The organism is Salinispora vitiensis (assembly GCF_000378825.1).
GTDB lineage: Bacteria > Actinomycetota > Actinomycetes > Mycobacteriales > Micromonosporaceae > Micromonospora > Micromonospora vitiensis.
Genome location: NZ_KB900388.1, coordinates 4,344,931 through 4,369,744 on the forward strand (window position 1 = coordinate 4,344,931; position 24,814 = coordinate 4,369,744).

The following is a 24,814-nucleotide window of genomic DNA, read 5'->3' on the forward strand; positions in this document are numbered from 1 at the left end:
CAGCCCCCGGCAGTTGGCCGGGGGCTGTTCGATTTCCAGCTGGTGCTGATGAGGCCGGGACCCGGGAGTCAGGACCGGTAACCGACCGAGCGGTACTCGTACTCTTCTTCGTCGCGGTCACTGGTGTCCCGGGTGAAGTCCCAGCCGCCAGCGGCTTCGCGCCCTGGCCGGCCACCAACTGCGAACCCCCCGATCTCTTGACCGCGACGCCAGCCGCGGAAGTAACCGGTGGTGTTCTCGGCGAGACTGGCCGCGTCCCGAACAATCCGCAGGGGTCGATCATCCCGCTTCGGTGAACCGGGGACCAGGTTGGCCTGTGGTACCCGGACCGGAAGGCCCGCTGCTGTCTCGGAGCCGGACAGCGGTTTCGCCAACTGCTCCGCTGCCTGCTTCGCCGCCTGCTCCGCCGCCTGTTCGGCCGCCTGCCAACCGGTGTCGTTCAGCGACGACCAGTTCACCTCGTCGTCTTCGCTCTGACCGACGAACCAGGCCGATTTCGCCTGGGCGAAGATGAGCAGGTCCCCGTCCCCGTCGTCGGCGACCGGTGGGGGACGGTGCTCCACCGGCGGCAACTGCTGCCCGTTGGGGCGCTCGGTGGGCTGGTGACTGCGGGGCCCGTCCCGATCAACGAGGCGGAGCGGTGGCGTGTCGAGCTGTTGGTCAACCCCGTCGAGTAGCGCGCGGTCGGCCAGCGGGGGCGGCTCGACCAAGCGCAGCACCGGCGGTTCCTGCGGCATGTCGTCAGCCAACCACGGCGGTGGCACCCGGTTCTCCGTACCTGGATCGGTCGGGGCGTCCACCCCATGCCCGCCATACGAGTCGGCCGTAGGGTTACGCGTAGCACCGTCCCCCGGGTCCGGGTTGTTGACCAGCGGCCAGTTCGCCCGCGAGCCCGGGGCAGCGGGCTCCCGGCCGGGACGTGGGTTCGGCACCGGCACGCTGGGGTCGGTCACGCTGAACCCGCTGCTCGGTGTCACCGGTCCGGATCCCGGGTTGGGGCGTGGCGGGATGATGGTGCGCTGCCGCTCAGCGCGGGCATTCTGGATCGCCGCGGTGGTCAACGTCGCCCGGAATGGCTCACCCGCCTCCGCCGGTGAGCTCGAGCCGCGCTGCGACGGCGGGGCCGGGGCGTTGGCGGCCGACGAGATGGGGCGGTTCGTCGGGCCGTCAACAGGGCTCGGCGTCGCCTCCGGCTGAGTCGGTTCCACCGAGGCCGGCGGACCGGCCACGGCTACGGGGGTAATCGGCTCCGGGGCCACTGGTGGGGGTGCGACCGGCATCGGCGCGACCGGTGGGGGGCCGAGCGGGCGCGGGGTCGGCGGGGCGGTCTGGCCGGGCGCCGGCTCTGGCTGGGGCCGGCGGGCGCTCTCCAGCCGGGTGGGCAGGGTGGCGCCAGCGGACGCCGGCCCGTGGCTCGATGCACCGCGTCGGGCGGTAGACCGGCGGCCCGACGCGCGAGTGCCCGCCCGGTCGTGGAGCACACCGACCAGCGCCTCGCAGCCGACATCGCCGGCCCGGACCGCGGCTACGGCATGCCGGACGGTGGTGGAGACCGCCGAGGTGAGGGTTCGGCTGACCGCGGCGCGGCGTGGGGTCTCGGCGACCGCGACCCGGAGGGAGGTGATCGCCGCCTCGATCATTTCAGGTGCGGCGAGACCCGTGGCGGCGAGGTCCGCGAGGGCCCGGTCGGCCGGCCCGTCGGGCTCTGCGCCGGCCAGCATCCCGGGCTCGGGGAGGGCGTCGAGCACTGCCAGCGCAACCGGCTCGGCGGGATCAGGGTAGGCCTGTAGGGCCGCCGGGAAGAGCTCCCGTAGCACCTCTCGCAGCGCGACCGCGGCCGAATGCCGACCGCTGGCGAGCGCGGCGTGCGCGGCGAGGACCGGCTGGTAGCCGGCCAGGTCCCGAGGAGCGGGTAGGGCGACGGCGGAGAGCGCACCGGCTTGTAGGGCGCGGGCGAGGCCGATGGCCCGTCGCTGCACGGGCGGTGCCTGCACCTCCTCCAGGGAGTCATCGTCGGCGAACCGCTCGGCGAAGTCGTCCACCGAGTCGTCGTCGGCGACTGCCAGCGGACGACCAGCGGCGGTGACGAGGGAGGTGACGGCGTGGTCGTCGTTGTCGGCGGCGATCGCCGCGCCGCTCGGTCCGCCCGATCGCTCCACGAGCAGTGTGACCAACTGGGCGTAGCCGGCGGGGTCGTCGCTGATCTCGCAGACGTGCAGCAGACGACCAGCGTCGTCAACAACAGCGGATGTCAGCGTCGAACCGACCGAGGCCGGCCGTTCAGCCGGATCCGCCGAGGCCAGACCGCAGTACACGCGCACGAGCGCCACGGCGTCGTCCTCCTCCCGGGACACAGGTCTTCTCTGCCAGAGAATGATGCTCCCTGGTGTGGGTCAGTCGCGCCAGTCCACAACGGCAGAGATCTTGCCGACAATGGTGCGCCAACCCAGGCTTGCGGTTTGTGCCCCGATCTTCTTGAGCCGGCGCCGGCCGCGAAACCCGCCAATTCCCCCGTTGGCAGTCGCCCGTAACGCCTCGTCCAGGTCGTCAAGGCTGGAACCGGCGGAGAGCATGTCCAGCACGGCGGGCACCCGCAGCGCGTACGAGAGGTCACGGGCGACCTCGCCGGCCTCGATGAGTAGCGTCGAGTCCCACGCGTCGTGCCCGCCGCGCAGGTTCTCCACGACCAGGTCGAGCTCGTAGGTGTCCTCGTCGAGCGGCGTGACATCGCCCGGCTCCACCCGCTCGGCCAGCTCGCCCCAGCTGTCCAGCTGGGACAGATCGTTGGGGGCGCCGGAGCGTACGAAGCTGACCAGGGACTCGGCCGTCTTGAAGAGCAGCAGCCGACCCTTGTGACTGAGGAAGACCGGCACCTCCTCATCGCCCGCGTCGTCGGTGGACTCGGTTGAGGAGGCCTCCGCCTCGTCCCCGGAGTCCTCGTGGGCGCCGCGCTCCTCCTTGTCGCTCTCCGCGAACTCCTGGGCGACCTCCTCGTCGAGGATGACGACCTCCTCGTCGTCCTCTTCGGCCACCACCGGTCGCCGGGCGAGGAAGGGGTCGTCCTGGTCGCGCTCCTCGACGTCGGTCGGGGTCAGCTCCCGAGCCGGACGGTAGGCGCGCAGCGTGTAGCCGGTGCCGGCGGGTAGCGCGATCTCCACCGGGTCGATCCGCAGCTCCGCCCAGAGCGCGCGGTCAACCTCAGTCGGCTCGGCAGCGGTGCCGGAGGCAGCCGAGTCGTCGAGTTCGGGCTCGTCGGAATCGGGTCGTTGAGGCGACTGGCGGGCCACGCTGACCTCCGTGTGCTTCGGATTGCCCACCCACCAGGGCGACCCGGCGGGTGACTACGCGCACATACCCTAGTGGGCGGCGCCGGACTGTGGTGTCGGCACCCCGCCGGTGACTGGGAATTGCGGACGTGCGAGCGGAGGGAGACAGCTGGCGGGGGGTGGTGGCCGGCGGGGCGGTAGCCCCGGCCCCTGGCCCAGCCCGGTCAGGGTGGGCCAAGAGCGAGATAGCCGCGCTCGGCAGCCTCCTGGAGTTGCCACTGATCCCGGTACCAGCCGGGGGTGGCGACCAGGTCGGCGTGCTGGCCGCGCTGGACAACCCGACCAGCATCGAGCACCAGGATTTCGTCAACCGCGTCGAGGCCGCGCAGCCGATGGCTGATCAGCAGCACGGAGCGTTGGGCCGGGGTGGCGGCCAGCACCGCGGCCAGTACGTCATCCGCGGCCACCGGGTCGAGCCCCTCGGTCGGCTCGTCGAGCACCAGCACCGCCGGCTCGGCGAGGAGCGCCCGGGCCAGCGCGAGACGCTGCCGCTGGCCCCCGGAGAGCTGACCGCCCTCCTCTCCCACCACCGTGTCCCAGCCGTCGGGCTGCTCCCGTACCCAACCCGCCAACCCGGCGGTGGTGGCCGCCGCGGCGAGGTCCTCCTCGGTCGCCCCGGGGCGACCGAGCAACAGGTTCTCCCGGACCGTGGCGTGGAAGACGTACGCCTCGGCGAGTAGGCCCCCGACAAGCCGGGGGAGGAGCTCCGCCGGGTAGGCGGAGAGCTCCTCTCCGGCCAGGACGACCTGTCCGGTGGTTGGCCGTACGCTGCCGGTCAGGACGGCGGCGAGCGTGCTCTTGCCGGCGCCGCTCGGCCCCACCACGGCGACCCGCCGGCCCGGGGGTAGGTCCAGGCGGAACCGGTCGAGGGCGGGCGGCCCCTCGCTGCGGTACCGGACGGTGACCTCGCTGAACCGGATGTCCACGGTGGTGGGGGCGGGGCGCACCGCGGGAGTGGCCGGGGACGCTGCCGGCGCCTCCCGAAGCAGCGCGGCGATCCGGGTGAGGCCGGCGCGGAGGCCGGTCCATTGCCGGGCGGCGCCGACGAGGGCGAGCGCGACCTCGACGGCGACCAGCGTGCCGACGGCGAGGACGCCGACCAGCACCCCGGTTACGCCGTCGGCGAGGGCCACCAGCAGCACCGCCCCGGCGGTCAGCCCGGCAACCAGAACTCCCAGCGCATCCACCGCGAAACCGGCCGCGGCCAGCCGCCGTTCGATTCGGGCCAGCCGCCGGATCCGGCCGGTCGCCGCGCCCCGGGCCCGATCGGTGGCTCCGAAGGCGGCGAGGTCGGCAGCGCCGTGGGTGAGGTCAACGGCGTCGGTGGCCAGGGCGCCGCGTAACGGTGCCAGCTCGGCGGCGGCGCGTCGGGTCAGCGCGGTGGCCAGCACCGGCAGCGCGACCCCCGCGAGCAGCAGTCCAACCGCGAGCGCTCCGGCGGCGGCCGGTGAGACGAACGTGGTCGCGGCGACGGCCACCACGCCTACCAGCGCCGCTGCCGTTGCCGGAACGAGGACCCGTAGCAGCAGATCCTGGACGGCTTCGACGTCGGACACCAGCCGGCTCAGGGCGTCGCCGGAGCGCTGCCCGGCGCTGTCTCGCCGGGACGCCAGGGCGGCGAAGACCCGGGTACGGACATCGGTGACCAGCCGCAGCACCGCGTCGTGCCCGGCGAGGCGTTCGGTGTAGCGGAGCACGCCGCGTCCGATGGCGAGCGCACGGACGGCGACGATCGCCACCGTCAGCCGGTCCAGCGGCGGGCGGCCGGCGGCGCTCATCAGCAGCCACGTCGCGGTGGACATCAGGGCCAGCGCGGCGAATTCGGTGGCGGCGGCGAGCAGACCCGCCCCGATCAGCCGGTTCAGGTAGGGGCGGGCCAGCCGCAGCACCACCCACTCCGGTGCATCGGCACGCCCGGTGGGCCGCGGCGCCGCATCGCCCGCGGTGGCGTCGGCCGGGGGAGTACCGGGGTTGCCGGTCGGGTCGGAGACACTCATCAGGTCGTCCTCCCGGCGGGGGTCGCGGTGAGCTCGGTAACCCGCCCGTCGGCGACCCGCAGCACGCGGTCCGCGTCGGCCAGCAGCGCGGGACGGTGGGCCACCAGCAGCGCGGTGCGGCCGGCCACCAGCGCGCGGGTGGCCCTGAGGACGGCGGACTCGCTCCCCGAGTCCAGGCGGGCGGTCGGCTCGTCGAGGAGCACCACCGGGGCGTCCCGGAGGAAGGCGCGGGCTAACGCGACCCGTTGTCGTTGACCGCTGGAGAGGCCGTGCCCCCGTTCACCGAGGTGGGTGGCCAGCCCGTCCGGGAGCGCGGCGACGACCTCGGCCAGCGCTGCGTCGCGTACGGCGTCGGCCAGCGCGGCGTCGGGCGTGTCGGGGGAGCCGAGACGGATGTTGTCCGCCAGCGAGGCGGCGAACAGGTGGGCCCGCTGCGGAACCCAGGCGAGGTTGCGGCGCCAGGCGTCCAGGTCGGCCTGGGCCAGGTCAACGCCGTCCACGGTGACCCGACCGGAGGTGGGCCGAACAAATCCGAGCAGCAGGTTCAGCAGGGTGCTCTTGCCGGCGCCGCTCGGCCCGACCACCGCGATCCGCTCGCCCGGCTGGATGGTCAGCGTGACATCGCGCAGGGCCGTGGTCCGGTCGTAGGCGACGGTGACTCCCTCGAACCGGATCACGCCCCGGCCGTTCGGCGCGGCCCGACCCGTCCCGGTGCCGGCCTCGGGTGCCCCGGCGGAGAGGGTGAGCGCCTCGTCCAGCGCGGTGAGCCCCTCCATGCTGGCGTGGAATCGGCTGCCGGCAGTCCGCAGGGGGAGGTACGCCTCGGGAGTGAGGAGCAGCACCAACAAGGCGGTCTGCAGGGTCAGCCCGCCGCCGAGTAGCCGGACCCCGACCGGCACCGCGACCAGCGCGACGGAGAGGGTGGCGACCAGCTCCAGTACCAGTGCGGAGAGGAACGCGATGCGCAGCGTCTGCATGGTCGCCACCCGGTGCCCGTCGGCCATCCTGCGGACCACCTCGGTCTGGGCCCGGGCCCGGCCGAACGTCCGCAGCGTCGGAAGCCCGGCGATCATGTCCAGGAAGTGCCCGCCGAGCAGCGCCAGCCGCCGCCACTGACGTTCCGTCGCCGCCTGCGCCTGCCAGCCGAGCAGCGCGCCGAAGATCGGGATGAGGGGGAGGGTGACCGCGATGATGAGGGCGGAGCTCCAGTCGGCGACGAAGATCCGGGCGAGTACGGCGATCGGCACGGTGACGCTGAGTACGAGCTGCGGCAGGTACCCGGTGAAATAGGCGTCCAGCGCGTCCAGCCCGCGCCCGGCCAGCGTTGCCAGCTGTCCGGCCCGCTGCCCGGCGACCCAGGTTGGGCCGTGCCGGCCGACCGCGGCGAGCAGCTCGGCCCGCAGCGCCGCCTTTACCGTCGCGGCGACCCGGGCCGACACTGTTCCCTGCGCCCACACCAGCAGCGACCGGGCGCTGATCGCGGCGACGAAGCCGGCCAACGCGGGCCGGTTGAGCTGCCCGTCGAAGGCGGTGGCGAGCAGTGCGGCGAGCGCGGTCGCCTGCGCCAGCACCAGGCCCGCGGCGAGTACGCCGAGGAGCGCGAGTACGGCGAGGTCGCGCCGGGCCGCGGGGACCCGTCGCAGCAGACGTGGATCGAAGGGACGACGGTTCACAGCTGCCCCGGTGCCCTACCCTCGGTCCGTCCCTGCAGCTCCCACCAGCACATTGCGTAAAGCCTAGTCGGGCCGGACTCCGGTGGTGCCTTGGCCATCAGCTCAGGAACAGCGAGACGGGTAGGGCGACCAGCGTGGTTGTCACCGCCAGCGCCGCGGTGCCGAGCAGCCGGGGCGGTCGTCCCGTCTCCAGCAGCCGGTGGACCCGCAGTTCGAGGTCGTGGTCGCCGAGGCCCAGGGCGCCGGCCGGAGTCAGCCGGTTATCAGCGGCGGCGAACCGGCGCAGCGCGCCGGCCAGGGGCGCCTCGGCGTGCCGCTCGCGGGCCTTGTCATCGGCGCGCATCTCGACGAGCAGGGTGACTCGCTCGTGTGCGTCCCGTACCCAGCGGAGCCAGGGCAGCGCCCGACGGAGCGCGGTGAACGGCAACAGGACGAGGTCATGTCGTTCCTGGGCGTGGGCCTGCTCGTGGGTGAGCACGGCCGCCAGCTCGGCCTGGTCCAGCAGGTCGAGGGTGCCGGCACTGATCACGACCCGGGGCCGTACGCCGGGTAGGCAGTACGCGGCCGCACTCGGATGGTCGAGCACCAGCGCGCCGGGCACCGTCGGATCCTGCCGGGCGACCAGCGTGAGCAGATCCCGGTGGCGGCGTTGGGCCCGGACGGCGCTGTGCAGGCTGCGGAGGGTGGTGGTGAACAGCACCACGCCGATTCCGCAGCCGAGACCGACGAGCCCGAGTTGGAGCGCCGTCACCCCGGCCGGCCACGCGCCGCGCCGCAGTTCCCCGACGAGGGCCCAGAGGGCGCTGCCGGTCGGCAGGTCGTAGCCGGCCAGGCCGAGGGCCATCGGGAGACCCATCGCCGCCAGCCCCGCCGCCAGGCCGACCGCCTGCCAGCAGAGAATGGCCACCCGCGGGCTGCGCCAGGTCCAGGTCGACCGGGCCAACACCTGCGCGGTGAGCCAGCAGGCCAGCACCGTGAGCCCGAAGTGCAGCGCGTACGTCATGCTCGTCGCCCTAGTGCTTCGGCGTCTTGGCCGCGGGGGTGGCGGGGTCCGCCGGGGAGACCGGGTCCACCGGGGTGGCGGGGTCCGCCGGGGGGTTGGGCTCGCCGGACGCGATCAGCGCGGCGCGCAGCACCTCCGCCTCGGTGCCGGTCACCGACCGGGCGAAGCGCACCAGGGCGGCGTCTCGGCTACCGCCGAGGTCCAGCGCGTCGAGCATGAGTTGGGCGATGTGCGCCTCGCGGCTGGCGGCGGCCTGGTACCGCCAGGCCCGCCCCTCGCGTTCCCGCCGCACCATGCCCTTGCCGGCGAGCCGGTCCAGCACGGTCAGCACCGTGGTGTAGGCCAGCTCGCGCCCGGCGAGGGCGTCGACGACCTCCCGCACCATCAGCCCGTCTGTCCTGCCGGGGGATAGGTCCCACAGCACATCCATCACTGCGCGTTCGAGCTCGCCGAGCCGGGTCACCCGGTAATCCTACCTCGCGTAGTAGTTCCTGCTACCCGCCCTTGGGGTGCCAAACGGTCTTCGTCTCCAGCAGTGCCGTCATCCGGGCCAGGCCGGGATCGGCGTACCAGTCGTGGTGGGCCGGGACCGGGCGCAGCACCCGCTTGAGGTTCTCCGCCGCCCTGACCTCCAGCCTCGTCGCCAGCTCGGCGTCGGCCACGCCCGTCAGGTCGAGGGCGTTGACATCCCGGTGGCCCGCCAGCGACGGGACCGTCTCCTCGATGCGACCGGTCAGGATGTTGACCACCCCGGCAGGCAGATCGGCGGTCGCCAGCACCTCGGCCAGGGTCACCGCGGCGAGGGGGTCGGTGGGCGAGGCTGCCACGACCACGGTGTTTCCGCTCACGATCGCCGGGGCGATCACACTGACCAGGCCGAGTAGCGCCGGCGCCGCAGGGGCCACCGCCGCCACCACCCCGGTCGGCTCCGGCGTCGACAGGTTGAGGTACGGGCCGGCGACCGGGTTCACGCCGCCCCGCACCTGGGGCAGCTTGTCCGACCAGCCGGCGTACCAGACCCACCGGTCGGTCGCGGCGTCCACCTCGTCGCCGGGGATGCCGAGGGCCACGAACTGTTCGCGCCGGCCCTCCAGCATCTCGGCGGCGCGGTAGAGGATCTGACCCCGGTTGTACGCGGTGGCGCCGGCCCAACCCGAGCCGGCGGCCCGGGCCGCCACCACCGCGTCCCGGGCGTCCTTGCGCGAGGCGAGCGCCACGTTGGCCGTGCTGTTCTCACCTGACTGCACGAGATACGACCGTCCCGACTCGCTGCGCGGGAACTTCCCGCCGATGTAGAGCTTGTACGTCTTTCGTACCGCGACCCGCTCAGACATTCAGGTACGCCTCCAGCCCGTGCCGGCCGCCCTCGCGACCGTAGCCCGACTCCTGGTAACCGCCGAACGGCGCGGTGGGGTCGAATTTGTTGAAGGTGTTGGCCCAGACCACGCCGGCGCGGAGCCGGTCGGCCAGCCACAGCATCCGGGAGCCCTTCTCCGTCCACACGCCGGCCGAAAGCCCGTACGGAGTGTTGTTGGCCTTCTCGACGGCCTCCGCCGGAGTGCGGAAGGTCAGCACGGACAGCACCGGGCCGAAGATCTCCTCGCGGGCGATCCGGTGGGACTGGGCGACCCCGGTGAAGATGGTGGGCGCGAACCAGAAGCCACGGTCGGGAAGCGCGCACGGGGGCGACCAGCGCTGGGCGCCCTCGGCCGTGCCGGCGTCGGCGAGCTCGCTGATCCTGGCCAGCTGCGCCGCCGAGTTGATCGCCCCGATGTCGGTGTTCTTGTCCAGCGGGTCACCGACGCGCAGCTGGGTCATCCGCCGCTTGAGTGCCGCCAGCACCTGGTCGGCGACCGACTCCTGCAGCAGCAGGCGGGAGCCGGCGCAGCAGACGTGCCCCTGGTTGAAGAAGATGCCGTTGACGATGCCTTCCACCGCCTGGTCCACCGGGGCGTCGTCGAAGACGATGTTGGCGGCCTTACCGCCCAGCTCCAGGGTGAGCCTCGTGTCGGTGCCGGCGACGGCGCGGGCGATGGCCTTGCCCACCTCGGTGGAGCCGGTGAAGGCGACCTTGTCTACGTCGCGGTGCTCGACCAGCGCCCGGCCGGTCCCACCCGCGCCGGTGACGATGTTCACCACCCCGGCGGGGAGGTCGGCCTGTTGGCAGATCTCGGCGAAGAGCAGCGCGGTGAGCGAGGTCGTCTCCGCGGGTTTGAGTACCACGGTGTTGCCGGTGGCTAGCGCCGGGGCGATCTTCCACGCCAGCATGAGCAGGGGGAAGTTCCACGGGATGATCTGCGCGGCCACCCCGAGCGGCCGGGGGCCGGGCCCGAACCCTGCGTGGTCGAGCTTGTCCGCCCAGCCGGCGTGGTAGAAGAAGTGGGCGGCGACCAGCGGAAGGTCAACGTCCCGGGACTCCTTGATCGGTTTGCCGTTGTCCAGCGACTCCAGCACCGCCAACTCGCGGGAACGTTCCTGGATGAGGCGGGCGATCCGGAACAGATACTTGGCCCGGTCCCGGCCCGGCATCGGGCCCCAGACCCGGTCGTACGCGGTGCGCGCGGCGCGGACCGCACGGTCGACATCGCCGGCGCCGCCGGCGGCGACCTCGGCGAGGACCTCCTCGGAGGCGGGGTTGATCGACGGGAAGCTGTCGCCGTCGGTCGGGTCAACGAACTCGCCGTCGATGAAGAGCCCGTACGCGGGCTGGAGCCGTACCACCGAGCGTGACTCGGGGGCGGGGGCGTATTCGAACATCGCGCTCAGTCCCGGGTGAAGTAGTCGGGACCGGCGTAGTCGCCGGTCGTCAGCTTGGTGCGTTGCATCAGCAGGTCGTTGAGGAGGCTGGAGGCGCCGAACCGGAACCAGTCCGGGTCCAGCCAGTCCGGGCCGACCGTCTCGTTGACCAGCACGAGGTACTTGATGGCGTCTTTGGTGGTCTTGATGCCGCCGGCCGGCTTCACGCCGACCTGCCGTCCGGTCGCGGCACGGAAGTCCCGGACCGCTTCCAGCATCACCAGCGTCACCGGCGGGGTGGCGGCCGCCGGGAGCTTGCCGGTGGAGGTCTTGATGAAGTCCGCCCCGGCCAGCATGGCGAGCCAGGAGGCGCGACGGACGTTGTCGTAGGTGGCGAGCTCCCCGGTTTCCAGGATCACCTTCAGGTGGGCCGGGCCGCAGGCCTCCCGGGTGGCCACGATCTCGTCGTAGACCTCCTGGTAGCGGCCGGTCAGAAAGGCGCTCCGGTTGATCACCATGTCGATCTCGTCGGCGCCGGCGGCGACCGCTGCCCGGGTGTCGGCGAGCTTGACCTCCAGCGGCGCCTGGCCGGCGGGGAAGGCGGTCGCCACGCTGGCCAGGTGCACCACGCCGGCTGGTGCTGCTCCGGCGCCGGCCGGTCCGGCCCCGCCGGCGGGCCCACGCAGCACCTCGGCCACGTACGGGACCATCGACGGGTAGACGCAGACGGCGCCGACGTGCGGACAGGACGGGTCGGCGGGGTCGGGGCGCAGGGCCTTGGCGGCGAGTGCCCGAACCTTGCCGGGGGTGTCGGCCCCCTCCAGGGTGGTGAGATCGACCATCCGGATCGCCAGGTCGATCGCCCAGGCCTTCGCCGTGGCTTTGATCGAACGGGTGCCGAGCTGCGCCGCCCGCTGCTCGGCACCGACCTGGTCCACGCCGGGCAGGTTGTGGAGGAACGCCCGGAGCGCGGTCTCGGATCGTCCCAGCTCGGTCAGGTCCGACCGGGCCGACATCGCTGTCGCCGTCATGACCCGGAGTGTACGCCGGAGCGTCCAACTGTGATCTTGGTCATGGTGGCGCTGCCCGCCAGCGCCGTCGTTCCGGCCACACCGAGGGTGCCCAGGGCCGGGGGCGGGTAGGTTGGGCGACCGTGGAAGTACACGTCATTGACCACCCGCTCGCCCAGGCGCGGCTGACCGCGATGCGCGACGCCCGGACCGACTCGGCCTCGTTCCGCGCCGCGCTGCACGAACTCACCACCATGCTGGTGTACGAGGCGGCCCGCTCCTTCCCCGTCGAGCGCTACCCGGTGCAAACCCCGGTGACCGGTACTCAGGGCACCCGACTCGCCAATCCGCCGCTGCTGGTGCCGGTGCTGCGGGCCGGGCTCGGCATGGCCGACGCCGCGCTGGGCCTGTTGCCGGAGTCTTCGATGGGCTTCGTCGGTCTGGCCCGGGACGAGGAGACCTTCGAGCCCCGCGCGTACATGGAGTCGCTCCCGCCGGACCTCACCGGACTGCCGGTGCTGGTGCTCGACCCGATGCTCGCCACCGGGGGCTCGTTGGAGCACTGCTGCCGGTTGCTCGCCGACCGGGGGTGCACCGAGATCACGGTGCTCTGCGTGCTCGCCGCGCCGGTCGGAATTGACCGGCTGGAGCGTTCCGGACTGCCCCTGCGCCTGGTCACGGCGGCAGTCGACGAGGGCCTGAACGACCGTCGGTTCATCGTCCCCGGCCTGGGCGACGCCGGTGACCGGCAGTTTGGTGGCATGCCCCGCTTCTGACCGCGACTGGTCCACAGCGCCGCTGCCGCACCGCGTGGTCGGTGCTGCGGCTGCCGAGCTGCCCCACGTGCGCGTCCATTGTTGATCCGGGGCAGCCCGCTGCCCCGGATCGGACCCGCTACACCCCCAGGCTGGCGGCGATTTCGGTGCGCAACTCGGCGACGGCCGCGGCGGCGCGGCGCCGGGCCGTGGCGATGTCACCCGCGACGGCCGGCTGCACCACCTCCAGGTACGCCTTGAGCTTTGGCTCGGTGCCGGACGGTCGGATCACCACCCGGGCGGTGGCGCTGCGCAGGATCACCACATCGGCTGCCGGGAGCAGGTCTTGGGATTCGATGAGCGCTTCTCCGAGCAGGGTGCGCGGGGTCGCGGCGCGGATCCGGGCCATCGCGTCGGTGATCACCTGTAGGTCGTCCACCCGGACCGAGAGCTGGTCGGTGTGGTGCACGCCGAACTCGGCCGCCAACTCGTCCAGCCGGTCGGCGAGGCCACGCCCCTCCGCCTTGAGCCCAGCGGCGAGCTCGGCGATGGTCAGCGCCGCCGTGATGCCGTCCTTGTCCCGGACGTGGTCGGGGGCGACGCAGTAGCCCAGTGCCTCCTCGTAGCCGAAGACCAGCGGGGTGGACCCACCGCCGGCCCGGACAATCCACTTGAACCCGGTCAGCGTCTCGTCATACGGCAGGTCCCGGGCGGTGCACATCGCGCGCAGCAGCGCCGACGACACGATGGTGGTCGCGTAGAGGCCGGTTCGGCCGCGCCGCATCAGGTGGTCGGCGAGGAGCGCCCCCACCTCGTCACCGCGGAGCATCCGCCACCCCGGAGTGTCCCGGTCCGTCCCGGATTCGGCCGGCTCCCGGATGACCACCGCGCAGCGGTCCGCGTCCGGGTCGTTGGCGATCGCGAGGTCCGCGCCGGTCGCCTCGGCCAGGGCGGTGAGCAGGTCAACGGCTCCGGGCTCCTCCGGGTTGGGGAAGGCGACCGTGGGGAACTTCGGATCCGGCTCAGCCTGCTCCGGTACGAGCTGCGGGGTGGGGAAACCGGCGTGGGTGAACGCCGCGGTGAGCACCGCGGCGCCAACTCCGTGTAGTGGCGTGTACGCCACCTGCAGGTCACGCGGCCCGTCCGGTGCGATCACCGCGACGGCCTGCTGCACGTACGACGCCACCAGGGCGTCGTCGAGGAGCTGCCCGGGTGGGCCCAGCGGTACGGCAGCGAGCGGGCCGACCGCGCGGATGGCGGACTCGATCTCGGCGTCCGCTGGCGGCACGATCTGCGCGCCCGCGCCCAGTTCGCCACCGAGCTGGGCGCCCAGGTAGACCTTGTAGCCGTTGTCCTGGGGCGGGTTGTGACTGGCGGTCACCATCACTCCGGCGACCGCCTCGTGCTGGCGCACCGCATGGGCCAGCACCGGCGTCGGCAGCGGGCGGGGAAGCAGCAGCGCCGGGCGGCCCGCGCCGGTGGCGACCTGCGCGGTTCGTTCCGCGAAGGCGCGGGAGCCGGTTCGGGCGTCGTACCCGATCACCAGGGGACCGACGCCACCCTGGGCGGCCAGCCAGGCGACCAGCCCGGCGGCGGCCTGGGTGACCACCGCGAGATTCATTCCGTTCGGGCCGGCCCGCAACGGGCCGCGCAGGCCCGCGGTGCCGAAGGTCAGCGGGCCGGCGAAGCGGTCGGCCAGCTCCGGGGCGCTGGCCGGAAATCGGTCGAGCACTGCCTGTAGCTCGGCGCGGCCGGCCGGGTCCGGATCGTCGTCGAGCCAACGTTGGGCCTGCTCACGAAGGTCATTGAGGTGGTGGTGGTGATCCGCCGACATGCCTCTTGATAGCACGTCGGCGGATCACCGCGTCGGCTCGCCCAGGCTCAGCTGGCCGCGGCCAGCTGGAAAGATTTGACCATCTCGTCGAAGATCGGTCGACTCTCCTCGAACCGGGCGTCGTTGGCGGTCAGGTAGAACGAGTACGACTGGCCCTCGTGGGCGACGCCACGCCAGATGCCGTGCCGCATCTCCGCGCCCTCACCACAGGTGTATTCAAGCTGGGCCGCCGGCTTGCCGGCCAGCTCGACCCCGACGTCCAAGGCGACCTGACGGTACGGCTTCGCGCAGGAGGAGTTGGTCTGCAGCCCGTCCTCGGCGATCTCTGCCCAGCGTGCTGAGGTGTTATTCCACTTCTCGGTGATGACGCGGACCCGGCGGCCCTGGTCCTCCGGGTCAACGTAGTCGGTGTACAGCCCGCCGACCTTCTCCTCCCAACCCTGCGGCACCAGGACCCGCACCCCCCGCGCCGAGTACTCCATCAGTTCGGGAAGCTCGACGGTGGGAGCGGCCGACGTCGGCGGAGCCGCCGGTGGTGCGACCGGTGGCTCCGAATCGTCTCCGCCGGTGAAGGTGAGGATGCCGATCAGGAGCACCACGGCCAGCCCGCCCGCGACGGCGAGCTGGACCTTGCCCGGCCAGCTCTTCACCCGGTCAACGAGTTGGTTGCCGCCGGCCCGGGCCGGACCGGCGAGGCCGCCGCCGGGTGCCGGTGCCGGCGGCTGCGATGCGTTGGTCCACGCCTGACCGGTGCCCGGAACTGACCACTGGGCGCCGGCCGGGGGAGCGGCCGGGCCCGGGTAGCCCCCGACGCGCGCGGTGGCATCCCCGCCGTAGGTGCGGCTCGGCGCCGGCATCGCCCCGGTCGGTGTGTTCAACGGACCGCCGAGCGCGTTGGCGCTGGTTTCCTCCAGAGCAGCGGGAGTGGCCCGGGACTCCACCGCCGGACGCTCGCCCCGGCGCAGCGCGGCGAGCCGGTCGGTGAGCGACTCACCGGCGGCGAGCATCGCGCGCCCGCCGATCGCGCCGCTCGGTTTCGGCTGGGCCGGTTGCGCCGGCGCCAGCTGGGCGGGTTGAGCCAGTTGGGCGGGTTGGGTCGGCTGCGGGCTCGCGGCTGGCTGTTGCTGGACGGGCACCACCGAGTACGGGTCGGTCACCGAGTGCACCGCAGCCGCGTTGCTGGTCAGCGGGCCGGCGAGCAGCTCGCGGAGCATGGCCCGGGCCGTGTGCACGGGCAGCCGGCGGTCCGGGTCCTTCTCCAGCAGTCCCATCAGTACGGGCACCAGCGGGCCACTGCGCTGGGGCGGGGCCGGCGGGTCCTCGACGACCGAGTGCATCGTCTCGATCGGATCGCCCTTGTCGAAGGGCGGGCGCCCCTCGGCGGCCGTGTAGAGGGTCACCCCGAGGGAGAACAGGTCGCTGGGCGGCCCGAAGTCCTGGCCCATCGCCCGTTCGGGGGAGATGAAGTGTGGGGAGCCGAGCACCATGCCGGGCGTGGTGAGCTGCACGTCGGTGGGCATCCGGGCCACCCCGAAGTCGGTCAGCACGCAGCGGCCGTCCGAACAGATCAGCACGTTGGCGGGCTTGACGTCACGATGCAGTACGCCGATCGCGTGCGCCACCTCCAGCGCGCCGAGCAGCGAGACGCCGATCTTGGCTACCACCCGCTGGGCCAACGGGCCGTCTTCGATCACCATGTCCGCGAGGCTGCGGGAGTCGAGCAGCTCCATCACGATCCACGGCCGGCCACCCTCGGTGACCACGTCGTAAACCTGGACGACGGCGGGGTGTTGGATCGCCGCCGCGGCGCGGGCCTCACGCAGGGTGCGTTCGTACATGGCGTCGCGGTCGGAGGGGGCCAGCCCCTGGGGTAGGACGACCTCCTTGACGGCCACGTCTCGGCGCAGGAGCGTGTCTGCGGCACGCCAGACCGTGCCCATGCCGCCATTGCCCACCGCCGAGCGCAATGAGTAGCGCCCGCCAATGATGGTGTTGGGTGTTGCGCGGTCGCTGGGAGGACTGACAGGTCCGCCGCTCCACGTCGGGATCTGAGTCACTGAAGAGCCACCGGGGATTTCGAGGGGGGCTGGGACACAACCCCCCTATCTTGCTGGGTCGGATGCCGGTTGCGAAAGCCGACGCGGCGGACATTTGGCAAAGTCGACGGTGTGTGTCCGGACAGGCACGCTGGGGTGGTCGGGTGGGGTGTGTGCCCTATCCCTCATCCGGTGCCGGGGCAGGTCGCCTTACCATCCGGTAATGAGCGAACGGCGGTCAAGCGAGTCCGGTTTCCCGATTCAGGGCGTCTACACAACGGCCGACCTCCCGGCGGACCTGGACTCCCGGCTGGGCAACCCGGGGGAGTACCCGTACACCCGCGGGGTCTATCCCACCATGTACACGGCGCGCCCCTGGACGATGCGCCAGTATGCCGGCTTCGGTACCGCCGCGGAGTCCAACGCGCGCTACCACCAGCTGCTTCGGGCAGGCACGATGGGGCTCTCCGTCGCCTTCGACCTGCCCACCCAGATGGGGTACGACTCGGACGAGTCGATCGCGCACGGTGAGGTCGGCAAGGTCGGTGTCGCCATTGACTCCATCGAGGACATGCGACTGCTCTTCGACGGCATCCCGCTGGACAAGGTCTCCACGTCGATGACCATCAACGCGCCGGGCTCGGTGCTGCTGCTGCTTTATCAGTTGGTCGCCGAGGAGAACGGCGTGCCGGGGACGGCACTGAACGGCACGATCCAGAACGACATCCTCAAGGAGTACATCGCCCGCGGGACGTACATCTTCCCGCCGAAGCCCTCGCTGCGCCTGGTCGCGGACACCTTCGCCTACTGTCGCGCCGAGACGCCGAAGTGGAACACCATCTCCATCTCCGGCTACCACATGGCCGAGGCGGGTGCATCTCCCGTTCAAGAGATCGCCTTCACCCTCGCCAACGGGGTCGAGTACGTCCGCGCGGCGATCGCCGCCGGGCTGGCCGTGGATGACTTCGCGCCGCGGCTGTCGTTCTTCTTCGTCGCCCGGACGACGCTGTTGGAGGAGGTGGCGAAGTTCCGTGCCGCCCGGCGGATCTGGGCGCGGCTGATGCGGGACGAGTTCGGCGCGAAGAATCCGAAGTCGATGATGCTCCGGTTCCACACCCAGACCGCCGGCGTGCAGTTGACCGCCCAGCAACCGGAGGTGAACCTGGTCCGGGTGGCGGTGCAGGGGCTCGGTGCCGTGCTCGGCGGAACCCAGTCGTTGCACACCAACAGCTTCGACGAGGCGATCGCGTTGCCGACGGAGAAGGCCGCCCGGCTCGCGCTGCGGACGCAGCAGGTGCTCGCCTACGAGACAGACCTGACCGACACCGTTGACCCGTTCGCCGGCTCGTACGTGGTGGAGGCGATGACGGCCGAGATCGAGGCCGCGGCGGAGGGGCTGATGCAGCGGGTCTTCGAGCACGGCTCGGCGGTTGAGGCGATCGAGGTCGGGTTCCAGAAGCGGGAGATCGAGCAGTCGGCGTACCAGATCGCGCAGCAGATCGACTCCGGCGATCGGGTCGTGGTGGGCCTCAACCGGTTCGCGGTGGACGAGGAGGAGCCGTACGAGCCGCTGCGGGTTGACCCGGCGATCGAGGTCGCGCAGGCCGAGCGGCTGGCGAAGTTGCGGGCGGAGCGGGACTCCGGTGCGGTTGAGCGGGCCCGGGCGCAGCTCCGGGCTGCTGCCGAGGGGAGCGGTAACGTGCTCTACCCGATGAAGGAGGCGTTGCGGGCTCGCGCCACGGTTGGCGAGGTTTGCGGCACGCTGCGTGAGGTCTGGGGGATGTACCGCCCCGCTGACCGTTTCTGACCCCGCCCCAGCCTCCCGACGTCTCGGCCTCCCGACGTCCCGACGTCTGGCGTCCCCGCGGTGCTGCCGTTGCCGGTGCCGCCAGCGGTTGCTGCCCGCTGCCCTGCCCCTGCCAGCTGCCCGTTCGCGGGCTGGGTGGCGGTCTGGGCGCGTAGCGGGCGGCAACCGTGGGTAACCCGTTCGAGTGAGGTAGACGCACACCGTGTGTGGTCGGTTACCGGGTGAACGTGTGACCGTCTGCGGGCTCCGGTCGTGAGTGTGGTTGCTAGTTGTCGGAGTGTCCGTTAACAGAACGGACTAATGCCACAATTCGGATGACGGTCTCGAGTGGTGGGGAAAAATTCTGCACTCGTGAATCGGTTACGCGTTGTAGGAGGTGTGGGGCAGATGGCAGCGTTCAACCGCGATCTACCTGCTGTCCCGCCGATGAACGAGCGCCCCGAGCAGGGCGTACGTGACGCAGAGCGGCCCGATCGCTACCAGAACGAGGTTGCGCAGCGTCACCGTCGGAGGTCTAGGCTGTCGGCGGTTCCGGAAGATTCATCCATTTCTAGTGATCGAGAATTCGACGTGACGAGTGCGTTGACGCTGCCGAGTAATGGCCAGCTGGCGTCGTCCTGGACGGAGGCGCCCGCCGGCTCCCAGCCCTTACCCCTCGACCTGGACCAGTTCCTCGCGCTCCGGGTGTCGGGCCTGATCGCCACCCGTCGGCGAATCCACTCGCATCCGGAGCTCTCCGGCGAGGAGTTCGAGACGGCCGCCCTGATCGCCCGGGAGCTGACCCAGGCCGGGTTGCGACCCCGGCTGCTCCCCAAGGGCAACGGAGTCATCTGCGACATCGACGGTCGCCCAGACGGCCCGGTGGTCGCGTTCCGGGCCGACATCGACGCGCTGCCGTTGACCGACAGCAAGGACGTGCCCTTCCGCTCCACGGTTGACGGGGTCTGTCACGCCTGCGGCCACGACGTGCACACCACGGTCCTACTCGGCCTGGGAATGCTCCTCGCCCGCCTCGCCGAAGCGGGTGAACTGCCGGGCCGGGTGCGCCTGATCTTCCAGCCGGCCGAGGAGATCCTGCCCTGTGGTTCGCTCGAGGTGATCGAGGCCGGCGGTCTCGACGAGGTGGTGCAGATCTTCGCGCTGCACTGCGACCCGAACCTCCCGGTCGGCGAGATCGGCCTCCGGGTCGGTCCGATCACCGCTGCCGCCGACAACGTCAGCGTGCGATTGACCGGTCCCGGCGGGCACACTGCCCGCCCGCACCTCACCGTCGATCTGGTTGACGCCCTCGGCCGGCTGATCACCGAGGTGCCGGCCCTGGTCGCCCGGCGGGTGCCGGCCAACAGCGGACTACTGCTGGTGTTCGGCCACGCCTCGGCCGGCACCCGCTACAACGTCATCCCGTCGGAAGCCTGCGCCTCTGGGACGCTGCGCGTGATGGATCGGGACACCTGGGCGATGGCCCCCAAGGTCGTCGCCCAGGTGGTCCAGGACGTGATCGCCCCCACCGGCGCCACCGTGGACTTGGACTATCAGCGTGGCCGACCACCGGTCAGCAACGATTCCCAGGCCATCCAGGTCCTCGCCGCCGCGACCACCGCCGCGCTCGGGCCGGCGGGCATCGCGGAGACCCCGCAGAGCATGGGGGGTGAGGACTTCTCCTGGTATCTGGAGTACGTCCCCGGTGCCCTGGCCCGACTCGGTGTCGGACGCCCGGGCCCGAACGTTGACCTCCACCGCGCGTCGTTCGACCCGGACGAGCGGGCCATCCCGGTCGGCGTTCGACTCATGGTGCAGACCGCGCTCCAGGCGCTTGCGGCGGCGGGCTGACCGGGGGCGGAGCGACCCCGCCGCTGGTGGGATCGGTCGGCCCCCTCCCTGCGGGATCGGTCGGCCCCCTCCCGGCGCCGCCCGCGAGGGGAGCGACCAGGGCCGGCCGCTGGCGGCGGCGTAGCAACCACACCGTCGTGCCCACCGGTGCGCCGAGCAGGAGCAGCCACGGCAGGACCGCGCCGAGTACGGTCAGCAGGACGGTCCACGAGATCACGAAGACCTTCCACCCGCCCTCGAGACCAGCCACGAAGCCGAACGCGGAAGCCTCGTCCTCGGTGGCGGCGTCCGGGCCGACCAGCGACACCACGATCGAGGAGAGCGCGGTCAAGTCCGCCAGTCGGCGCTGCTTCGCCTCCAGCGAGGCGAGGTCGGCCTCGCGGCGCGCCAACTCGTTCTCCAGCGTCACCAGATCGCTGATCGACCGTGCCTCGCCGAGCAGCCGCCGGGCGTTGTCCACCCGGGCCTGTTGGGTGGTGATCCGGGCGTCGAGGTCGATCGTCTCCTCGGTGACGTCCTCGGTGGAGATCTCCTGTCGCTGCCGTTTGCCGAGTTCGGCGACCTGCTCCACCACCGTGGCGAACTTCGCGGCCGGCACCCGGAGCGTCAGCTCGACGGTGGCGTTCCCGGCCGCACTACGTCGCTGGTCACTACCGACGAAACCGCCGGCCGCGGTGGTCCGGGCGATCGCATCGCGGGCCGCCTGCTCGACGTCGGACACCTGCACGCGCATCGAACCGGTGTAGACGATGGCACGCTGGTCGACCCGGAGGTCCGCCGAAGCGTCGTCGCCCCCGTCCGGCCCGGCCGGCCCGTCCGGCTGGCCGGCGCCCGCCGCGGTCGCCGCCGTGTCGTCGCCGGTGCCCGGACCGCCGCGCTCGTCCGTGCCCGCACCGCAGCCACTGACGAGCAGGACCCCCATCAGTACCGCTACCAGCGCCGCCCCTCGGCGGCGCGCTCCACATCGATACATATCCGCTCCGATCCGTAACATTCATCTGCTCCGCACCGGTGCGTGACCCGGACGGCAGGGACGATCGGTCAGTCGGGACGCGATGCGGCGTCCCTTCCGGCAGACTGCGCTGAGGAGGTCACGATTCGATTCTCGAGGAGTCACGAATGCGGCTGACCAAGTACACGCACTCCTGCATCCGGGTGGAGGACGAAGGTGGGGTGCTGGTCGTCGATCCCGGCGTCTACAGCGAGCGGGCCGCGCTGGACGGCGTGGACGCTGTGCTGATCACCCACGAGCACCCGGACCACGTGGACGTGGCGGCCCTGACCGAGCAACACGACCGGGGGCCGTTCGTCGTGTACGGACCGCCGTCGCTGGCGGCCGTGCTGGACGGCCTGGCCGCCACGTTCGTCCCGGTCGAGGCGGGCGCGGAATTCACCGCCGCCGGTGTTCCGGTCCGCGCCTACGGCGGCCGACACGCCGTGATCCACTCCGACCTTCCGGTGGTGGAGAATCTGGCGTACCTGATCGACGACGTGGTCTACCACCCCGGTGATTCCTTCGTCGTGCCGCAGGACGTGCCGATCGACACGCTGTTCCTGCCGATCCACGCGCCCTGGGCGAAGTTCGCCGAGTCGCTGGACTTCCTCCGCGCCGTCGGGCCCCGCCGGGCGTACGCGCTGCACGACGGGTTGCTCAACGACCGCGGCCTGGATGTGCTGAACAACAACTTCGTCCGCCTCTCCGACGTGGACTACCAGCGGCTCGTACCGGGCACCCTGGTGGATGCCTGAACCGCATGTCCGGTCCGTCCCGGGAGCTGCTGCGGCAGCTCTATCGCACGCCCCCCGACCGGTTCGTGGCCGCCCGGGACGAGGCGGTGGCCGAGGCGCGGCGAGCGGGCGACGTACCTGCCGCGCGAGAGATCGCCCGGCTTCGTCGCCCCACGGTCGCGGCGTGGCTGGTGAACCTGCTCGCGTTGGAGCGACCGGAGCTCGTCGCCGACCTGGGTCAGCTCGCGGAGTCACTCCGGTCGGCCCAGCGGGAACTGCGCGGCGCGCAGCTGCGGGAGCTCTCCACCCGGCGGCGGGCAGTGGTCGGCGCGCTGCTCGCGGAGGTCCGCAGTCTGGCGGCCGCGGTGCCCGGTGCTCCACCGCCCGGCAAGCTCCCGCTCGGGGCGGTGGAGTCGACCCTCAACGCCGCGCTCTCCGACGTCGAGGTCGCCGAGCAGGTGCGCTCGGGCCGGCTGCTCCGGGCCGCCAGCTACGCCGGCTTCGGCGAGGTGCCGCGCCCGCAGCTGCGGCTGGTCACCGAGGAGTCGGCGCCGCCGGCCCAGGCACCGGGTGGCGACGGGGCAGCCCCCCGTGCTCGGCAGGCGGAGCGGGCCGCCCGCGCCGAGCGGGAACGGAAACGTCGGGCGTTGGCGACGGAGTTGGCGAAGGCCCGTACTGATCAGGAACGGGCCGAGGCGGAGCTGGCCGGTGCGGCGGAGGCCGAGCGGGGTGGGGTGGACGGACTCGCCGCGATCGAGACGGAAATCGCCGAGCTGGAGCGGCAACGGGCCGCTGCCGAAGCGGAGCTGAGCCGGGCGAGGTCGGCGCGGCGGGCAGCCGAACGGGCGGTCATCGGCGCGCGGCGCCGGACCGGCGAGGTGGAGGCCGCGGCCGAAGCGTTCGCCGAGGAGGAGGCCGACCCCCGCGGTGCCGGTCGACACCCGAATGTGTGATTGACGACGCACGGCGGGGCCGGCTCGTTGCCCCAAGGTGGGCGATAGCAGACTGTGGGTCGTGCGACATCCCCCCACAGACTGCCGGCCGTCAGGCCGAAGCGGTGCCGGTGGGGCGGGAGCGCAGTCCCGTGACGTAGTCGTCCGGTGCGCCCGCCTTCTCGGCGGCGTTGGCGATTTCCGAGAGGTACCACGAGGTCGGCAGGCCCCCCTCGTAACCGTCGAAGACGTAGATCCACGCGGTCACATCGCCGGTCAGGGCCGACACCCGCAGGTGGAGTTTCCGGTAGGTGCCGGAGGTTATGCCCTCGATCTCGTCGAGCTGGGCCGCGTCGTACGCGTGGATGTCGTAGAGCGCCACGAAGACGCGATCCCCCGGGGACTCGACCACGGTGCTGACCGCGCCCTCCCAGCCGATCACGCCTTCGCCGGCGAAGGTGAGCCGCCAGCCTTCGAGCCAGCCGGTGCCCACCATCGGCGAATGCGGACAGTAGGCGCGCATCCGGGCAGGGTCGAGGTTTGAGCCGTAGGCGGCGTAATGACGCACAACGATGACGATAGCCCGGCCGGCGGGTGGGGGAGAATACGACGGTGCGTGTCGGATGCGTTCGGGAGAAGAAAAACACTGTGAGTATGGACAGGGAGTGAGCGCTGTGAGCCGGATCGTGATCATCGGCGGGGGGCCGGCCGGTTACGAGGCGGCGTTGGTCGCCGCCCAACTGGACGCCGATGTCACCGTGGTCGAGGCAGACGGTGCCGGCGGTGCCTGCGTGCTGTCCGACTGCGTGCCGTCGAAGACCTTCATCGCCAGCTCGCAGCTGGTGACCGGGTATCGGGACACGGAGGAGTTCGGGGTCCACCCGGCCGGGCGGGCGGCGGTCACCGTCGACGCCCCGGCGGTGCACGCACGGGTCAAGCGGCTCGCGCTCGCGCAGTCCGCCGACATTCACGCCAAGTTGGTCAAGGCCGGGGTGACGTTCGTGGCCGGCAGCGCCCGGCTCGGCGAGGACACGCTCGGTCACAACCACCGGGTGATCGTCACACCGGCGGACGGCGGCGCGGAGTACCGGATCGATGCCACCACCGTCCTGATCGCCACCGGCGCGACCCCGCGCCAACTCCCCACCGCGCTCCCGGACGGTGAGCGCATCCTCACCTGGCGGCAGGTGTACGACCTGCCTGAGTTGCCCCGGCACCTGGTCGTGGTCGGCTCCGGCGTCACCGGCGCCGAGTTCGCCAGCGCCTACCTGGCGATGGGGATCGAGGTCACCCTCGTCTCCAGCCGGGACCGGGTGATGCCGCACGAGGACGCCGACGCGGCGATGGCGATCGAACGGGTGTTTCGCAGCCGGGGAATGAGCATCCTGAACAACTCCCGGGCCAACGCCGTCCGCCGGACCGCCGACGGCGTCGAGGTCGAGCTCTCCGACGGGCGCCGGGTGCACGGTTCACACGCGCTGATCGCGGTGGGCTCCATTCCCAACACCACCGACCTGGGGCTGGCCGAGTACGGCGTCGGGCTGGCCGGGGGCGGGTACGTCGCGGTCGACCGGGTGTCCCGGACCAACGTGCCCGGCATCTACGCCGCCGGGGACTGCACCGGGATGCTGCCGTTGGCCAGCGTGGCCGCGATGCAGGGCCGGATCGCGATGTGGCACGCGCTCGGCGAGGCGGTCCGGCCGCTGCGGCTGCGTACGGTCGCGGCGAACGTCTTCACCGATCCGGAGCTGGCCACGGTCGGCGTCTCCCAGGACGAGGTGGACGCGGGGAAGGTGCCGGCCCGGCAGGTCATGCTGCCGCTCGCCGGCAACGCCCGGGCGAAGATGGACGAGGTCCCCGACGGCTTCGTCAAACTCTTCTGCCGGCCCGCCAGCGGCCAGGTGATCGGTGGTGTGGTGGTCGCCCCGAAGGCCAGCGAGCTGATCCTGCCGATCACGATGGCGGTGGAGAACCATCTGACGGTCAACGAGCTGGCGCAGACCATCACCATCTACCCCTCGCTCTCCGGCTCCGTCACCGAGGCCGCCCGGCAGTTGATGCTGCACGAGCCGGAGTGACGGGCCCGATCGCCCAACGGCAACCGGGCGTTCCAGTGGGTGTCTAGGCTGCCCGCTGGACCGTCACGG

The 24,814-nt window shown here is 72.1% G+C and carries 19 protein-coding genes; 6 read left to right on the forward strand and 13 right to left on the reverse strand.

Going from position 1 to position 24,814, the window contains the following annotated elements; genetic code table 11:
* Positions 1–68: 68 nt before the first annotated feature.
* The 9 genes from SALPAC2_RS0120675 to deoC all read right to left on the reverse strand — a co-directional run bounded on the left by SALPAC2_RS0120675 (position 69) and on the right by deoC (position 11,766).
* Positions 69–2,354 carry a hypothetical protein gene (locus SALPAC2_RS0120675; RefSeq protein ID WP_018218532.1) on the reverse strand — a complete coding sequence of 762 codons (2,286 nt, stop codon included), beginning with the start codon at positions 2,352–2,354 and terminating at the stop codon, positions 69–71.
* A 39-nt stretch (positions 2,355–2,393) separates the two neighbouring features.
* Complete coding sequence (locus SALPAC2_RS0120680) at positions 2,394–3,317, reverse strand: hypothetical protein (protein ID WP_018218533.1); 924 nt, start codon at positions 3,315–3,317, stop codon at positions 2,394–2,396.
* 173 nt (positions 3,318–3,490) lie between these two features.
* On the reverse strand, positions 3,491–5,323 hold the full coding sequence (gene cydC / locus SALPAC2_RS0120685) for a thiol reductant ABC exporter subunit CydC (RefSeq protein WP_018218534.1): 1,833 nt from the start codon (positions 5,321–5,323) through the stop codon (positions 3,491–3,493).
* A complete protein-coding gene (gene cydD, locus SALPAC2_RS0120690; RefSeq protein WP_018218535.1) occupies positions 5,323–6,996 on the reverse strand; it encodes a thiol reductant ABC exporter subunit CydD in 1,674 nt (557 codons plus the stop codon). The genes cydC and cydD overlap by 1 nt, the downstream gene beginning before the upstream one ends.
* Positions 6,997–7,093: 97 nt before the next feature.
* Positions 7,094–7,999, reverse strand: coding sequence for a M56 family metallopeptidase (locus tag SALPAC2_RS0120695; RefSeq protein WP_018218536.1), 906 nt, complete (start codon positions 7,997–7,999; stop codon positions 7,094–7,096).
* A gap of 10 nt (positions 8,000–8,009) precedes the next feature.
* The gene (locus SALPAC2_RS0120700; protein ID WP_018218537.1) at positions 8,010–8,462 is read right to left on the reverse strand and encodes a BlaI/MecI/CopY family transcriptional regulator; all 453 of its coding nucleotides are present in this window, start codon (positions 8,460–8,462) and stop codon (positions 8,010–8,012) included.
* Between the two features lie 31 nt (positions 8,463–8,493).
* On the reverse strand, positions 8,494–9,333 hold the full coding sequence (locus SALPAC2_RS0120705; RefSeq protein WP_018218538.1) for an aldehyde dehydrogenase family protein: 840 nt from the start codon (positions 9,331–9,333) through the stop codon (positions 8,494–8,496).
* Positions 9,326–10,756, reverse strand: a complete 1,431-nt coding sequence (locus tag SALPAC2_RS0120710) for an aldehyde dehydrogenase family protein (protein WP_018218539.1) — start codon at positions 10,754–10,756, stop codon at positions 9,326–9,328. The genes SALPAC2_RS0120705 and SALPAC2_RS0120710 overlap by 8 nt, the downstream gene beginning before the upstream one ends.
* Positions 10,757–10,761: 5 nt before the next feature.
* Entirely contained in the window at positions 10,762–11,766 is a 1,005-nt protein-coding gene (deoC, locus tag SALPAC2_RS0120715; protein WP_018218540.1) for a deoxyribose-phosphate aldolase, read from the reverse strand.
* 122 nt (positions 11,767–11,888) lie between these two features.
* Here deoC and upp point away from each other — a divergent pair, with 122 nt between their 5' ends.
* The gene (upp, locus tag SALPAC2_RS0120720) at positions 11,889–12,521 is read left to right on the forward strand and encodes a uracil phosphoribosyltransferase (RefSeq protein ID WP_018218541.1); all 633 of its coding nucleotides are present in this window, start codon (positions 11,889–11,891) and stop codon (positions 12,519–12,521) included.
* 118 nt (positions 12,522–12,639) lie between these two features.
* Here the strand turns inward: upp and SALPAC2_RS0120725 are convergent, their stop codons facing one another.
* Both SALPAC2_RS0120725 and SALPAC2_RS0120730 read right to left on the reverse strand, forming a co-directional pair.
* Positions 12,640–14,334, reverse strand: a complete 1,695-nt coding sequence (locus tag SALPAC2_RS0120725; protein ID WP_018218542.1) for a phospho-sugar mutase — start codon at positions 14,332–14,334, stop codon at positions 12,640–12,642.
* 47 nt (positions 14,335–14,381) lie between these two features.
* On the reverse strand, positions 14,382–16,391 hold the full coding sequence (locus tag SALPAC2_RS0120730; protein WP_026184960.1) for a serine/threonine-protein kinase: 2,010 nt from the start codon (positions 16,389–16,391) through the stop codon (positions 14,382–14,384).
* A gap of 202 nt (positions 16,392–16,593) precedes the next feature.
* Between SALPAC2_RS0120730 and SALPAC2_RS0120735 the strand changes: the two genes are divergently transcribed.
* Positions 16,594–18,177, forward strand: coding sequence for an acyl-CoA mutase large subunit family protein (locus tag SALPAC2_RS0120735; protein WP_018218544.1), 1,584 nt, complete (start codon positions 16,594–16,596; stop codon positions 18,175–18,177).
* Between the two features lie 570 nt (positions 18,178–18,747).
* Positions 18,748–20,007 (forward strand): amidohydrolase, encoded by a 1,260-nt coding sequence (locus SALPAC2_RS0120740; RefSeq protein WP_018218545.1) that lies wholly within the window; start codon positions 18,748–18,750, stop codon positions 20,005–20,007.
* On the opposite strand, the gene SALPAC2_RS0120745 is transcribed toward SALPAC2_RS0120740, so the two are convergent.
* Positions 19,964–21,001, reverse strand: coding sequence for a DUF4349 domain-containing protein (locus SALPAC2_RS0120745; RefSeq protein ID WP_026184961.1), 1,038 nt, complete (start codon positions 20,999–21,001; stop codon positions 19,964–19,966). The two genes, SALPAC2_RS0120740 and SALPAC2_RS0120745, sit on opposite strands and share 44 nt — an antisense overlap.
* A gap of 125 nt (positions 21,002–21,126) precedes the next feature.
* Here SALPAC2_RS0120745 and SALPAC2_RS0120750 point away from each other — a divergent pair, with 125 nt between their 5' ends.
* Together SALPAC2_RS0120750 and SALPAC2_RS0120755 are read left to right on the forward strand one after the other, a co-directional pair.
* Entirely contained in the window at positions 21,127–21,756 is a 630-nt protein-coding gene (locus tag SALPAC2_RS0120750; protein WP_018218547.1) for an MBL fold metallo-hydrolase, read from the forward strand.
* A gap of 5 nt (positions 21,757–21,761) precedes the next feature.
* The gene (locus tag SALPAC2_RS0120755) at positions 21,762–22,688 is read left to right on the forward strand and encodes a hypothetical protein (protein WP_018218548.1); all 927 of its coding nucleotides are present in this window, start codon (positions 21,762–21,764) and stop codon (positions 22,686–22,688) included.
* Positions 22,689–22,779: 91 nt separating this feature from the next.
* Here the strand turns inward: SALPAC2_RS0120755 and SALPAC2_RS0120760 are convergent, their stop codons facing one another.
* The gene (locus SALPAC2_RS0120760; RefSeq protein ID WP_026184962.1) at positions 22,780–23,235 is read right to left on the reverse strand and encodes a gamma-glutamylcyclotransferase; all 456 of its coding nucleotides are present in this window, start codon (positions 23,233–23,235) and stop codon (positions 22,780–22,782) included.
* Between the two features lie 106 nt (positions 23,236–23,341).
* On the opposite strand from SALPAC2_RS0120760, the gene SALPAC2_RS0120765 reads away from it, so the two are divergent.
* A complete protein-coding gene (locus SALPAC2_RS0120765) occupies positions 23,342–24,745 on the forward strand; it encodes an NAD(P)H-quinone dehydrogenase (RefSeq protein WP_018218550.1) in 1,404 nt (467 codons plus the stop codon).
* Positions 24,746–24,814 lie beyond the last annotated feature (69 nt).

What these genes read in the sequence shown, in the direction of transcription:
- SALPAC2_RS0120750 (WP_018218547.1), top strand. Translation starts at nt 21,127, where the DNA reads ATGCGGCTGACCAAGTACACGCACTCCTGCATCCGGGTGGAGGACGAA.
- SALPAC2_RS0120705 (WP_018218538.1), bottom strand. Translation starts at nt 9,333, where the DNA reads ATGTCTGAGCGGGTCGCGGTACGAAAGACGTACAAGCTCTACATCGGC.
- SALPAC2_RS0120710 (WP_018218539.1), bottom strand. Translation starts at nt 10,756, where the DNA reads ATGTTCGAATACGCCCCCGCCCCCGAGTCACGCTCGGTGGTACGGCTC.
- SALPAC2_RS0120745 (WP_026184961.1), bottom strand. Translation starts at nt 21,001, where the DNA reads ATGTTACGGATCGGAGCGGATATGTATCGATGTGGAGCGCGCCGCCGA.
- SALPAC2_RS0120735 (WP_018218544.1), top strand. Translation starts at nt 16,594, where the DNA reads ATGAGCGAACGGCGGTCAAGCGAGTCCGGTTTCCCGATTCAGGGCGTC.
- deoC (WP_018218540.1), bottom strand. Translation starts at nt 11,766, where the DNA reads ATGACGGCGACAGCGATGTCGGCCCGGTCGGACCTGACCGAGCTGGGA.
- cydC (WP_018218534.1), bottom strand. Translation starts at nt 5,323, where the DNA reads ATGAGTGTCTCCGACCCGACCGGCAACCCCGGTACTCCCCCGGCCGAC.
- SALPAC2_RS0120755 (WP_018218548.1), top strand. Translation starts at nt 21,762, where the DNA reads ATGTCCGGTCCGTCCCGGGAGCTGCTGCGGCAGCTCTATCGCACGCCC.
- SALPAC2_RS0120695 (WP_018218536.1), bottom strand. Translation starts at nt 7,999, where the DNA reads ATGACGTACGCGCTGCACTTCGGGCTCACGGTGCTGGCCTGCTGGCTC.
- SALPAC2_RS0120725 (WP_018218542.1), bottom strand. Translation starts at nt 14,334, where the DNA reads ATGTCGGCGGATCACCACCACCACCTCAATGACCTTCGTGAGCAGGCC.